The sequence below is a fragment of the Bradyrhizobium sp. UFLA01-814 genome (genome assembly GCF_046718885.1).
In the GTDB taxonomy this organism is placed as follows: domain Bacteria; phylum Pseudomonadota; class Alphaproteobacteria; order Rhizobiales; family Xanthobacteraceae; genus Bradyrhizobium; species Bradyrhizobium elkanii.
Map to the genome: position 1 here is coordinate 1 of NZ_JAQOSR010000211.1, position 12965 is coordinate 12965.

Annotated in this window: 14 protein-coding genes and 1 other RNA gene; 6 read left to right on the forward strand and 9 right to left on the reverse strand. The window is 65.2% G+C overall.

Annotation, left to right across the window (positions count from 1 at the left end; genetic code table 11):
• Nucleotides 1–107: 107 nt before the first annotated feature.
• From PMN64_RS38065 to PMN64_RS38090, 6 genes are all read right to left on the reverse strand, one after another.
• Nucleotides 108–1574 (reverse strand): methyl-accepting chemotaxis protein, encoded by a 1467-nt coding sequence (locus PMN64_RS38065; protein WP_411784477.1) that lies wholly within the window; start codon nucleotides 1572–1574, stop codon nucleotides 108–110.
• Nucleotides 1555–1866, reverse strand: a complete 312-nt coding sequence (locus PMN64_RS38070; RefSeq protein WP_411784478.1) for a hypothetical protein — start codon at nucleotides 1864–1866, stop codon at nucleotides 1555–1557. The genes PMN64_RS38065 and PMN64_RS38070 overlap by 20 nt, the downstream gene beginning before the upstream one ends.
• Nucleotides 1867–2026: 160 nt before the next feature.
• Nucleotides 2027–2527 carry an Lrp/AsnC family transcriptional regulator gene (locus PMN64_RS38075; RefSeq protein WP_016848075.1) on the reverse strand — a complete coding sequence of 167 codons (501 nt, stop codon included), beginning with the start codon at nucleotides 2525–2527 and terminating at the stop codon, nucleotides 2027–2029.
• A gap of 76 nt (nucleotides 2528–2603) precedes the next feature.
• Nucleotides 2604–3551 (reverse strand): sugar kinase, encoded by a 948-nt coding sequence (locus PMN64_RS38080; RefSeq protein WP_304498336.1) that lies wholly within the window; start codon nucleotides 3549–3551, stop codon nucleotides 2604–2606.
• 78 nt (nucleotides 3552–3629) lie between these two features.
• A complete protein-coding gene (gene nudC / locus PMN64_RS38085) occupies nucleotides 3630–4580 on the reverse strand; it encodes an NAD(+) diphosphatase (RefSeq protein ID WP_028344137.1) in 951 nt (316 codons plus the stop codon).
• 6 nt (nucleotides 4581–4586) lie between these two features.
• Nucleotides 4587–5006: an HIT domain-containing protein gene (locus PMN64_RS38090; RefSeq protein WP_028344138.1), complete on the reverse strand. Its 420-nt coding sequence runs from the start codon at nucleotides 5004–5006 to the stop codon at nucleotides 4587–4589.
• A gap of 111 nt (nucleotides 5007–5117) precedes the next feature.
• On the opposite strand from PMN64_RS38090, the gene ffs reads away from it, so the two are divergent.
• From ffs to PMN64_RS38115, 5 genes are all read left to right on the forward strand, one after another.
• Nucleotides 5118–5214, forward strand: an RNA gene (ffs, locus tag PMN64_RS38095) — signal recognition particle sRNA small type.
• Between the two features lie 112 nt (nucleotides 5215–5326).
• Entirely contained in the window at nucleotides 5327–7180 is a 1854-nt protein-coding gene (locus tag PMN64_RS38100) for a DNA polymerase III subunit gamma/tau (RefSeq protein ID WP_411784479.1), read from the forward strand.
• 23 nt (nucleotides 7181–7203) lie between these two features.
• Nucleotides 7204–7524, forward strand: coding sequence for a YbaB/EbfC family nucleoid-associated protein (locus PMN64_RS38105; protein ID WP_018269493.1), 321 nt, complete (start codon nucleotides 7204–7206; stop codon nucleotides 7522–7524).
• Nucleotides 7525–8130 (forward strand): recombination mediator RecR, encoded by a 606-nt coding sequence (recR, locus tag PMN64_RS38110; protein ID WP_028335942.1) that lies wholly within the window; start codon nucleotides 7525–7527, stop codon nucleotides 8128–8130.
• A 149-nt stretch (nucleotides 8131–8279) separates the two neighbouring features.
• Nucleotides 8280–8723 (forward strand): hypothetical protein, encoded by a 444-nt coding sequence (locus PMN64_RS38115; RefSeq protein WP_411784480.1) that lies wholly within the window; start codon nucleotides 8280–8282, stop codon nucleotides 8721–8723.
• A gap of 235 nt (nucleotides 8724–8958) precedes the next feature.
• Here the strand turns inward: PMN64_RS38115 and PMN64_RS38120 are convergent, their stop codons facing one another.
• From PMN64_RS38120 to PMN64_RS38130, 3 genes are all read right to left on the reverse strand, one after another.
• Complete coding sequence (locus tag PMN64_RS38120; RefSeq protein ID WP_411784481.1) at nucleotides 8959–10335, reverse strand: AmpG family muropeptide MFS transporter; 1377 nt, start codon at nucleotides 10333–10335, stop codon at nucleotides 8959–8961.
• Between the two features lie 78 nt (nucleotides 10336–10413).
• On the reverse strand, nucleotides 10414–10719 hold the full coding sequence (locus PMN64_RS38125; RefSeq protein WP_411784482.1) for a GIY-YIG nuclease family protein: 306 nt from the start codon (nucleotides 10717–10719) through the stop codon (nucleotides 10414–10416).
• A 284-nt stretch (nucleotides 10720–11003) separates the two neighbouring features.
• On the reverse strand, nucleotides 11004–12212 hold the full coding sequence (locus PMN64_RS38130; RefSeq protein WP_411784483.1) for a DNA recombination protein RmuC: 1209 nt from the start codon (nucleotides 12210–12212) through the stop codon (nucleotides 11004–11006).
• 170 nt (nucleotides 12213–12382) lie between these two features.
• Here PMN64_RS38130 and def point away from each other — a divergent pair, with 170 nt between their 5' ends.
• Nucleotides 12383–12910: a peptide deformylase gene (gene def, locus PMN64_RS38135; protein WP_038385628.1), complete on the forward strand. Its 528-nt coding sequence runs from the start codon at nucleotides 12383–12385 to the stop codon at nucleotides 12908–12910.
• The last annotated feature ends 55 nt before the right edge of the window (nucleotides 12911–12965 follow it).

Here is a 12965-nt window from a genome sequence, read left to right on the forward strand (position 1 = left end):
CTTGACCGGGCGATCCAGTATTCCAGAGACACCAGTCATCACGGAGAAGCCGCGGCGTACTGGGTCCCCCGGTCAAGACCGGGCGATGACAGCTCAGGAGGTGGTGCTCACGCCGCCCGCAGCGAGGCCAGGAAGCGGTCCAGCTCGGTCTTCAGCCATTCCGATTGCGACGACAGGCCGTTGGCCGCATCGAGCAGCTGTGCGGTCGCGCTGCCGGCCTGTTCGGAGGCGCGGTTGACGTTGAGGATGCCCTTGTTGACGTCCCGCGTGCGATCGGCGGCCTGCTGCAAATTGCTGGAGATCTCGCGGGTCGCCGCGCCCTGCTGATCGACGGCGGCTGCGATCTCGCCGGAGACCTGGTCGATTTCCGCGATCGTGGTCCCGATGGTCCCGATCGCGCTGACGGCAGCACCCGTCGCGCTCTGGATGTCCTGGATCTGGGCCGAAATCTCCTCGGTCGCCTTGGCGGTCTGGTTGGCCAGTGCCTTGACCTCGCTCGCGACGACGGCGAATCCGCGGCCATGCTCGCCGGCGCGCGCCGCTTCGATGGTTGCGTTCAGGGCGAGCAGATTGGTCTGGCTGGCGATGCTCTGGATCAACGTCACCACCTCGCCGATCTTCTGGGTGCCGGCGGCAAGGCCTTCGACGACGCTGTTGGTGCGGCGTGCCTCGTCGGCGGCCTTGGCGGCAATGCGCGCCGAGCGCGTCACCTGCTCGGCGATGCTGTTGATCGAGGCCGTCAGCTCCTCGGTCGCGGACGCGACGGTTTCCACATTGCTCGACGCCAGCGTCGATGCGGAGGCGGCGGCGGTGGCCTGGCGAATCGTCTCCGCGTTGCTGCCGTTCATCGTCGTCGACAGGCCCTGCATCGCGCTCGCCGCCACCGCGACGGCCTCGACGACCTCGCCGATCTTGCGCTCGAAGCCGGCGGCGAGCTCGCGCCGCGCGGCATCGCGATCTTTTTTGGCTCGTTCGGCCTCGATGCGCTCGGCGTTGGCGCGCGCTTCGGCGGCACCGGCGGCCTCGGCCTCCGCCGCCTTTTGCGCCGCTCTCTCGAACAGTTCGGCAAGCGTGTGCGCGAGCCAGATCAGCACGCCGGCCTCGATCAGCAGGATCACGGCGTGGAGAACCACGCGACCGAAATCGGCGCCGCCGGGATAGATCGCAGCCGGCAGGATGAAATTCAGCGTCAGGTGATGCAGGGCAACCGCCGCAGTGCCGGCGACGATCGGCCGATAGTCGCAATAGGCGACGAGGCACGCCAGCGCGGCGAAGAAATACATGTGCATGTCGACCTGCCAGCGGTGGCCGGCGAACTGATAGACCAGCATCGACACGCCGGCCATCAGGGCCACGGCAACGATCAGGCGCGTTGAAACGCCGTTCCCCGAGACGCGCCACGACAATGTCGCAGCCAGCGCCATCGCGACCATGAAGCCGGTCGGCATCAGCCAGTCGGTGTGCAGCGTCATGCCGACGATGACTGCGATCGGAACGTGCAGCCAGAGCACCACGAGCAGGATCTTGCTGGCCGTCTCGCGCAGGGCGGCCATCTCATCGCCTTCGAAGGTCATTCCCAACCCCCAGATCGTCATCCGCCCCGAAGCAGCCGGCGATCGCCTGCGGATCCATGGTCAGCAAGGCGCCGGCCTCGTACAGCCGGCGCAGCCCGCCATTTGGGTCAGGCCGCACCACCAGCAGGGCCGGGATCGCGGTCATCCGAACGATCGACGCATCGGCGGACGCGGCGGCCAGCAGCGCGCGCTCGGCGCGCCACCATGGCGGAAAGGCCACGGCCACCACGTCGCTGCCCGCACGCACCTTTAGCGACAGCACTGCGACCGCGATCCAGCTTGCAAGCAGCAATGCGGCCGCGCCCAGCCAGGCAGGCGGTCGTTTCGCTGGGATGATCTCCCCCGGCTCCATCGCAGCAGAATACCGCTGCCGGCGCTAACTTCAGGTAAATGCCGAACAGGCGAACTACCTGGGAGCGTATCGACGTCTCGTGCGGGGTGTGCGGCGGCGCTTACGCCGCGGGCACCGGCAGCGCCGTCACCGACTTGATCTTCTCCATCGCGAAGCGCGAGGTGACGTTCTTCAGCGGCACGGCACTGATCAGCTTCTTGTAGAACACGTCGTAGGCCTGCATGTCCGCGACCACGACGCGCAGCATGTAGTCGACGTCGCCGGCCATCCGGTAGAACTCCATCACCTCGGGCATGGCGCTGACCGCGTCGGCGAATTTGCGCAGCCAGGCTTCCGAATGGTCGGCGCTCTCGACCGAGACGAACACCGAAATCCCGAGCCCGATCTTGTTCTGGTCGACCAGCGCCACGCGGCGCAGGATCACGCCATCGGCTTCCAGCCGCTGGATGCGCTTCCAGCACGGCGTCGACGACAGTCCGACCCGGTCGCCGATCTCGGCGACGGAGAGCGACGCATCCTCCTGCAATACGGTCAGAATCTTGCGATCGATCGCGTCGAGGCGGCGGCTGTTGTCATGAAGCTGAATGGCGACATCGGTCATAGAAGAAAGTTCCATATGAAGGTTCGATATCCCTCATATAGAGAAGAATCTTCCAAATCAAGCGATTCGTGGCCGCTTAGGCCGGCTTGGCGTCGGCGTGCTGACCCAAAAACTCTTCAACTTCAGTACGTTGCGGTGCAGCATATGCACCCCCGAAGCGGGTGCATTTCAGCGCTGCAGCAGCCGAGGCGAAGCGCAGCGCGTCGCGCAGCGGCTGTTTCTCGGTGATGGCGAGGGCGAACGCCCCGTGGAAGACGTCGCCGGCCCCGAGCGTGTCGACGGTATGGACCGGGAAGGCCGGGGTTTCCTCGAGCCCGCCCTTCTCGTTGAGCCAGATCGTGCCCTGAGGCCCGCGGGTGCCGGCCAGGAAGGACGGGGTGAGCTTGGCGAGCTTGTGCAGCGCCTGGCCGTCGTCGGTGACGTCGGCGGTCTCCTGCAGCGGCTCGCTGGAGAACACCAGATGGGAGGAGGCGGTGAGCAGCCCCTCCCGCATCGACATCGCGCGGTCGACATCGACCACCACCGGAATGCCGCGTTTGACCGCCTCGGCGCAAAGCTCGGTGCAGAACGGCGCGCAGCGGCTCTCGGTCAGGATCGCCGCGCAATCCTCCAGCAAGAGCTCGGTCGGCGGCAGCTTGACCTTCCAGAGCTCCGGATCGCGGAAGGTGACGATGGTGCGCTCGCCGCTGTCGTCGATCATGATCGCCGAGATCGGGGTGACCAGGTTCGGCATGTGGATGAGATGATTGGTCTCGATGCCTTCCTGGGCGAGCTTGTCGAAGATGTACCGGCTCGAGGTCTCCTGCGAATCGCCCATCGGTCCGCAGATCGAAGCGCGGCCGCCCAGCCGGACGATGCCGATCGCGGCGTTCAGCGCATTGCCGCCGCAGATCTCGTCGAAATGCGTTGCGTTCTCCTTGGAGCCGCGCGCCGGGACGCTGACGCGAAAGGTCAGGTCGCGCACCGGCAGGCCGATGCAGAGGATGCGGGGCGGGACTTTCGGGGCGCCGTTCTGAAAATTCATGCGGGGATCCGTCGCAATGGTTCCGTTACTGCCAGAACTGTGTCCAGCTTTAATCGGCAGAACGATGTCCGGTTCCCGCTATTTGTCCAACGGGTTTTGGTGATGCACCCAGCGGCCGAGCAGATGATGGGCAATCGCGAACGGATGCGGGCCGGCGAGCCCGTCGGGATGCTGGCGCTTCAGCATCAGCGCCGCCTCGGCATGGTCGAACCAGCGCGCATCCTCCAGCTCGGTGCGGTCGACCACGATGTCCTCGTTGGTCGCGCGCGCGGTGCAGCCGATCATCAGCGATGATGGATAGGGCCAGGGCTGCGTCATGTAGTAATTGACGTCGGTGCAGCGGATGCCGGACTCCTCGAAAATCTCGCGTCGCACGGCGTCCTCGATGGTCTCGGCGGCTTCCACGAACCCGGCGAGGCAGGAATACATGCCGGGCATGAACTGCTTCTGCCGTCCCAGCAGCACCTTGTCGCCGTACGTGACCAGCATGATCACGACCGGGTCGGTGCGCGGAAAGTGCTCGGCCTTGCAGCTCGGGCATTCGCGCTTCCAGCCGCCGTCCTTCATCGCCGTGCGGGTGCCGCAGTTCGCACAGAAGCCGTGGCGCTGATGCCAGGTCACCATCGATTTCGCCATCGCGATGGCCGAGAGCTGCTCGGGCGGCACCACGCCCTGCATCGCCATGCCGCGCAATTCGGTGATCGCGACGTCGGCGCGTCCGACCAGCTTCTCGGCGGCCTGCGGCGCGATCCCCATGCCGAAGATCGGCGCGGCGTCGCGCAGCCCTAAGAAAATTGTGCCGGGATTGGCGCCGTAGCTGCGGGCTTCCTCCAGCGAGAGCAGTGCGCGGGCCCCGCCATCCTCCTGCTTCACGACCAGCGAGTCGCGATAGATCACATAGGCTCTGGCTTCGCGGTGGCCTTCCAGCGCGAACAGCTTCTCGTCATTGGTGCGCAGATGCGCGGCGCGGTCCAGCACATGGGTGACAAAGGCCGGCTGGCCGAGCGGAAATGAATCGAATGCAGACATTGAATCTCAACCCAACCAGATCTTGCGGCGAAGCGCGCTGATGAAATTTTGCACTTCCTCGGCGTCATGCGCCAGCGGCGGCATCACGCCCCAAACGGGACGCGGCCATGCAGCGTCGCTGGTGCGGCGCGCGATGACGTGGACGTGGAGCTGCGGGACGAGGTTGCCGAGCGCGGCGACATTCAGCTTGTCGCACTTGGTGACCTCTTTCAGGGCCCGCGAAACGCGGGTGATTTCCGTCATCAGCTGCGCCTGCGCGACTTCGTCGAGGTCGATGATCTCGACCGCGCCGTCGCGCCGCGGCACCAGCAGCAGCCACGGATAATGCGCATCCTTGATGACGAGCACCTTGCACAGCGGCAGGTCGCCGATGTCGATGGTGTCTTTCTTGAGCTGCGAATGCAGCGACCAATTGGAGGCGGGCATGACGGGCAAATAATGCCTTTCCGTGTTCCCAGACAAGTCCCACAAAGCCAGCCCCACAAAGCCGGGTCAGGCCGCTTGCTTTCCGGCGGTTTTGGCCCCAAATAGGGACCGGGAGATTGGCGGTGGACGAGCCACTCGCCAACCGGGTCAGGTCCGGAAGGAAGCAGCCCTAACGAGGTCCGGATCGGGTCGCTCGTCAGTCTCCTACCTGTTTTTCCGAGCGAATCGCGCTGGAATGGCGGTCTCCGCGCCCGGCGCTCGATTTCGGCTCCTATCCGCACGCCGGCTGAAGAGACAATTCCCAAGTTGCGGATCGATGCATGAATGACGCTGGCGACCCCTCCCAACCGTCCGATGGCGCAGGCAAAGCAAGCCTTGACGGCGGTTTCGATCTCGGCGCCGCGCCGGACGCCGCCAAGCCCTACCGCGTTCTCGCCCGCAAATACCGCCCCTCCAGCTTCGAGGACCTGATCGGCCAGGAGGCCATGGTGCGCACCGTCTCGAACGCGTTCGAGACCGGGCGGATTCCGCAGGCCTGGATCCTGACCGGCGTCCGCGGGGTCGGCAAGACCACCACCGCGCGCATCCTCGCCCGCGCGCTGAACTACGCCAAGCCGGACGGCTCGGTGAACGGGCCGACCATCCACATGCCCGATCTCGGCATCCACTGCCAGGCGATCATGGAAAGCCGGCACATGGACGTGCTGGAGATGGACGCCGCCTCCCACACCGGCGTCGACGATGTCCGCCAGATCAATGACAGCGTGCGCTACGCGCCGGCGAGCGCGCGCTACAAGGTCTACATCATCGACGAAGTCCACATGCTGTCGACGGCGGCGTTCAACGCCTTCCTGAAGACGCTGGAGGAGCCGCCGGAGCACGCCAAGTTCGTGTTCGCCACCACCGAAATCCGCAAGGTTCCGATCACGGTGCTGTCGCGCTGCCAGCGCTTCGATCTGCGCCGCGTCGAAGCCGACGTGCTGATGAAGCATCTCGGCAACATCGCGGCCAAGGAAGGCGTCGAGGTCGAGCCCGAGGCGCTCGGCATCATCGCGCGCGCGGCCGAGGGATCGGTGCGCGACTCGCTGTCGCTGTTCGACCAGGCGATCGCGCATGCCGCGGGCAATGTGAAGGCCGACGCGGTCAGGCAGATGCTCGGCCTCGCCGACCGCACCCGCGTGATCGACCTGTTCGATTCGCTGGCGCGCGGCGATCTCGCCTCAGCCTTCGCCGAATTCCGCGCGCAATATGACGTCGGCGCCGATCCGGTCGTGGTGCTGTCCGACCTTGCCGAGTTCGTCAATTTCGTCACCCGCGTGAAGGTCGTGCCGGGGACGGCAGACAATGTCGCGTTCGGCGAGACCGAGCGGGTGCGGGCGCGTGAATTCGCCGCCAAGCTGTCGATGCGGGTGCTGTCGCGGATGTGGCAGATGCTGCTCAAGGGCATCGCCGAGGTGCAGACCGCGACGCGCCCGGCCGCTGCCGCCGAGATGGTGCTGGTGCGGATTGCCTATGTCGCCGATTTGCCGACGCCGGATGAGGCGATCCGGATGATCGAGCAGAATGGCGGCGGCGCTGCGCCCGCGGCGTCGGGATCCGCCGCCTCGCAACCGTCGCGCGGCGCACCATCCTCGGCAATGCCTGCGATGTCATCCGCGCCGGTGCGCGCGCCGCAGGCCGCGCCGCGCGCCGATTTCGCCGCGCGCCCGCAGATGGCCGCGCCCGCCGCCGATGCCGCGCCGGCGCTCCGGATATCAAGCTTTCCGCAGCTGATCGCGCTCGCCGGCGAGAAGCGCGACATCATGATGAAGAGTGCGCTGGAGGCCGATGTGCGGCTGGTGCGCATCGAGGACGGCCAGCTCGAGATCGCCCTCGAGCCGAAGGCGCAGCGCGCGCTCGTCACCGATCTGTCGCGCAAGCTCGAACTATGGACCGGGCGGCGCTGGACCGTGATCATCTCCAACGAGGCCGGCCAGCCCACCGTGCGGTCGCAGAACGAATTGGCGCGCAGCGAGCATCAGCGCACTGCGGAAGCCGATCCGCGCGTGCAGGAGGTGCTGGCGCGCTTCCCCGGCACCAAGGTGGTCGAGGTCCGCCGCCTTGCCGCCGAGGTTCCGGTGTCGGATGCGTCAGGCGAAGATCCGATTGAAACTTCCGACAGCGACGACGATTGATATTTGGCGATAGGAACGCAGGCATGGCTGATTTTCTCGGCATGATGAAGCAGGCAGCGCAGCTGCAATCCAAGATGCAGGAGATGCAGGAGCAACTCGGCAATGTCGAGGTCGAAGGCATCTCCGGTGGCGGCCTGGTCGCGGTGCGCATGACCGCGAAGATGGAAGTGAAGGGCATCAAGATCGATCCGTCGCTGATGAAGCCGGAGGAACGCGAGGTGCTCGAGGATCTCCTGGTCACCGCGCATGGCGATGCCCGCCGCAAGGCCGAGACCGCGATGCAGGAGAAGATGATGGCGCTCACCGGCGGGCTCGGCCTGCCGCCGGGATTTGGTCCGACTTAAATGGCTGCAAGCGTTGCCGGCCCCGAGATTGAACGCCTGATCCAGCTGCTGGCGCGGCTGCCGGGCCTCGGGCCGCGTTCGGCGCGACGCGCGGCGCTGCATCTGATCAAGAAGCGCGAAGCCCTGATGACGCCGCTGACCGCGGCGCTGCAGGTCGCGATCGACAAGATCCAGGTCTGCAAGACCTGCGGAAACATCGATACACAAAACCCCTGCACGGTGTGCACCGATCCGCGCCGCGATCCCTCGATCATCGTCGTGGTCGCCGACGTCGCCGATCTCTGGGCGCTGGAACGCGCCAATGCGACCAATGGCCGCTATCACGTGCTCGGCGCGACGCTGTCGCCGCTCGACGGCGTCGGGCCGCAGGATCTCACCATCGATCAGCTGGTGGCGCGCGCGCACGCGCCCGAGGTCAGCGAGATCATCCTGGCGCTCAATGCGACCGTCGATGGCCAGACCACCGCGCATTACATCACCGACCTCTTGTCGGAGGCCAATGTGCGGGTGACGCGGCTGGCGCATGGCGTGCCGGTCGGCGGAGAGCTTGATTACCTCGATGAAGGTACGCTATCTGCAGCCATGCGGCAGCGGACGCTGTTCTAGCGCGCGATGCCGGCGCCGAGCACGGCGTCAGGCGCCAAGCGATCGGTCACAATCCGAAAAGATCGCACCGAAACAAAAATGGTAGGGTGGATGCCGATTCGGGGACGGTCATTCACGCTCTGACGAATCAAGATACGGAACCACTGACAATGACGGCACACCGATTCGGCGTACGCTTGTTCGGCGTACGTTTGGGCTTTGCGCTTCTGGCGGCAACGTTCGCCGCGCCTTGCGCCATCGCGCAGCAGGCCGACGCGCCGCAGAAGCCCGGCAAGATGATCCACGCCGGCGACGTGCTGTCGGGCGAACTCGGCGTCATGAAGGTGCGTGACGCCAAGAACCGCGGCAAGCGCGTCGCGACCTACCAGATCACCAGCGAGCCGCGCCGTCTGCCGCCGCCGAACGGTCTGTGCAATCTCGAGACCGGGCCGGAAACCTTCCAGCTCGTTCCGACCAACGATACCCAGGCAGCGCAGCTCAAAAGCCTCTCCGGCAAGGAAATCTCGGTGAAGGTCGACGAGGTCGCCTGCGCCAAGGACGCCGGCGAGATGAGCGAAGCCATCGTCACCAAGTGGAGCGTGGTGGCGAAGTAGCTGCCTCACCCATCCTCATCGTCGTCCTGGCGAAGGCCAGGACCATAACCACCGGCTTTGGTTGTCGGATGAATCGTGGCCCCAACGTCACGCAACTATTCGCATTTGGGGTAATGGGTCCTGGCTTTCGCCAGGACGACGCGCGGGGAGAGCGGTGCCGCGGCCTCTCCGCTGAATCACGAACGCCTCTGGAATACTGGATCACCCGGTCGAGCCGGGTGACGACAGCGGAGGGCTAAACCCTGACCGGCCCAAGCTCATCAAAATGCCCGCGCCGCTGCAGCCAGGCGAGCAGGATCAGGCTCGGGATCGCGACCAGCACGCAGATCACGAAGAACATCTGCCAGCCGACGGCCTTGGCGACATAGCCCGCGCCCGACGACAGATAGGTGCGGCCGACCGCCGCGAGCGCCGTCAGCAGGGCGTACTGGGTCGCGGTGTGCAATGGATTGCGGCACAGCGCCGACAAATAGGCGACGAAGATCACGGTGCCGATCGCGCTGGTGAAGTTCTCCGCGGTGATCGCAAGCGCGAGCGCCCATTGATCGACGCCGACATGGGCGAGCCAGGAGAATGAGAGATTGGCGACCGCCTGCAGCACGCCGCCGATCCAGAGGCTGGTCGCCAGCGAATAGCGCCGCGCCACGAAGCCGCCGGCAAAGCCGCCGATCAGGGTCGCGGCGAGGCCGACGCCCTTCACGATCGCCGCGTAGTCGACCTTGGAGAAGCCGATGTCGATCACGAACGGCGCGGTCATGGTGCCCGAAAACGCGTCGGTGAACTTGAACAGCACCACAAAGGCGAGCGCGGCGAAGGCGTCCTTGCGGCTGAGGAACTCGGAGAATGCGCCGAGCGCGGCGTGCAGCACGCGTTCAGCCGCGTTCTGCGCATGCGTCGCCGCCTCCGCGCCCTTCGATTGCGCCGGCTCGGTCGCAGCCAGCGCGGTGACGATGCCGATCACGACCAGCGCGGCCATCACCACATAGCCCCACATCCACGCCGACGGGCGCGCGAGGTCAGCGGACTCGAAGCCGCTGACGATGAACAGCGCGCCGGCGGTCGAGACCAGCATGCCTACTCGATAGGCCGCGACATAGGACGCCATGCCGGCGGCCTGCTCGCTTTCAGGCAGGCTTTCGACGCGGAAGGCATCGACCACGATGTCCTGCGTCGACGAGGCGGTTGCGACCAGCAGCGCCGCAAAGGCCGTGAACCATGGCGAGCGCGCCGGATCGGCCATCGCCAGCACCAGGATCGCTGCGATCAGCAGCAACTGCGAGAACAATAGCCAGCCGCGGCGGCGGCCGAACATCTGCGTGAACAGCGGCACGTGCAGCGCGTCGACCAGCGGTGCCCAGAGGAACTTCAGCGTGTAGGGCGTGCCGATCAGCGCCAGCAGCCCGATGGTGCCGAGATCGACCCCGGCCTCCTTCATCCAGACCTGCAGCGTCGAGCCCGACAGCGCCAGCGGCAGCCCCGAGGAGAAGCCGAGCAGCAGCACGATCAGCACCCGCGGCTGCAGATACACCGCAAAACTGTCGCGCCAGGAGGTGGCGGCGGGCTTTGGCTCCGGCTTTGCAGACGCGTCTGACGTCGCTTCAGGTGCTGTCATAGAGGAGTTGGTAGCAGATTCGGCCCCAAAAAGACTGTCATCGCCCGGCTCGACCGGGCGATCCAGTATCCCAGAGGCCTATCCGCCACCTGCGGCAATTTCGGGATAAAGATCGTTCCAGTCCGGATTGTCTTTTTCGATTAGGGAAATCTTCCAAGCGCGTCGCCATTTCTTCAGCCGCTTCTCGCGTCGGATCGCGTTCTCAGGATCATCGAACTGCTCGAAATAGACCAGCCTTACGACATCGTACTTTTCCGTGAAGCCTTCGACCAACTTCAACTTGTGCTGGCCGACGCGACGAATGAGGTCATTTGTCACACCGATGTAATGCGTGCCGCCGATATGGCTGGCGAGGATGTAGACGTAGTAGCTGCGTGCCCCCATCTGCCGCCTCTGGGATACTGGATCGCCCGGTCAAGCCGGGCGATGACAGCTGATTGTGTGGTGCGATCCTTGGTCAGCAACATCACTAGGTGCGGTCATAGAGAAGTTGTTACCAGAATCAGCCCCAAAAAGACTGTCATCGCCCGGCCTGTGCGCAATTGCGCACATGGACCGGGCGATCCAATATCCCAGAGGCCTATCCGCCACCCGCGGCTATTTCGGGATAAAGTCGGGCGATGACATCGATTGGGTGGCGCACGCCGGACAACTTCTAGAAACAACAATCACTCCCCCGCCTGCAGCTTGCGCGGGGCGGGGAACAGGTCGGACGTGCTGGGCTTGACGAAGCGCGGCACCTCGATCGGGGTCTCGGACTTGCTGAAGTCGAGTTCCTCGATGCGGCCGGCGCGCTTCTCGATCTTGTCGGCGGAGATCAGGATCTGCCTGACGTCCTCGTTCACCTGGCCGAAATGGGTCTGCAGCTTGAGCACGCGATCGCGCAGGCGGCCGAGGTCGTCGCCGAGATGCATCACCTCGTTGCGGATCTGGTCGGCGGCGTCGCGGATGCGGGCGTCCTTCAGGATCTGCTGCATCACCTGGATCGCCAGCATCAAGAGCGACGGCGACACCAGCACGACGCGGGCGCGATAGGCCTTCTGGATCACGTCGTCGAAGCCGTCATGGATCTCGGCATAGACCGATTCCGACGGCACGAACATCAGCGCGGTGTCCTGGGTCTCGCCCGGGATCAGGTACTTCTCCGCGATGTCGCTGACATGCTTCAGCACGTCGGCACGCAGCCGCTGGCTGGCGAATTTGCGTTCCTCGTCGCTGCGCGCATCGTGCAGCGCGGTCATGGCCTCGAGCGGGAATTTCGCGTCGATGCAGAGCGGACGCTGGTCGGGCAGGAACACGACGCAGTCCGGCCGCTTGCCCGACGTCAGCGTGTACTGGAACTCGAACGAGCCCTTCGGCATGCCGTCCTGGACGATCGCCTCCATCCGCGCCTGGCCGAACGCGCCGCGCGATTGCTTGTTGGCGAGCACGTCGCGCAGCGTCGTCACCTGCGTGGTGAGCTCGTTGAGATTCTTGTGCGCGTGGTCGATGATGCCGAGCCGCTCGTGCAGCACGCGCAGTGAATCCATCGTGTTGCGGGTCGATTGCTCCATCGACTGGCCGACCCGGTGGGTCACCGAATCCAGCCGCTCGTTGACGGCCCGGGCCATCTCCGCCTGGCGGCCAGCCAGCGCCTGCGTCATCGCGTCCACGCGTCCGGAGGATTCGCTCTGGGCCCGCAGCATGTCGGCGAGCCGCTCCTCCAGCTCGTCGGCGCGGATGGCTTGGGCCATCGCGAGTTCCGCGCCGCGCCGGCTGGCGCGTGCGATCACCACCGCAATGGCGAGCAGCAGGATCAGCGCCAGCGCCCCAAGGCCGATCAATGCGTCGGAGACACGGACCGGAAGGTCGCCAATCGTCAGGAGAATCTCGTTCATGCCGGCAGTTGTAGCCGATTCGCGGCCGGGCGCGAACGAAGAGGGAACACTTATGGCAAATGCATTCCTGATTTTCCGGGTTAATGCGGGGTGAAGAAACGTGGTTAAGGTTGTCCTAACGGGTTCCTGAGCGCATTGACCCCATGAAGTCAGCAGCTTAAATCGCCGCCATGGCATTAAGAGAAATTATCATCCTGCCGGACAAGCAGTTGCGGCTGGTGTCGAAACCGATCGAGAAGGTGACGCCGGAGATCCGCAAGCTGGCCGACGACATGCTCGAGACCATGTATGACGCGCCCGGCATCGGGCTGGCGGCGATCCAGGTCGCGCAGCCGCTGCGGCTGATCACCATGGACCTCGCCAAGCGCGACGAGAACGGCGAGACCACGGCGAAGCCGCGCGTCTTCATCAATCCGGAGATCATTGCGCGTTCGGAAGAGCTGTCGGTGTACGAAGAGGGCTGCCTGTCGATCCCCGAATATTACGAGGAGGTCGAGCGGCCGGCGCGGGTACGCGTGCGATTCACCGATCTCGACGGCACGGTGCATGAGGAGGATGCGGAGGGGCTCTACGCCACCTGCATTCAGCACGAAATCGATCATCTCAACGGCGTGCTGTTCGTGGACTATCTGTCGAAACTGAAGCGCGACCGCGTCTTCAAGAAATTCGAGAAGGCCGCCAAGCGCGCGGCGGAGTAGGATCGCCATCGGCACTCGACTCCCTCTCCCGCTCGCGGGGGAGGCCAACCGAATT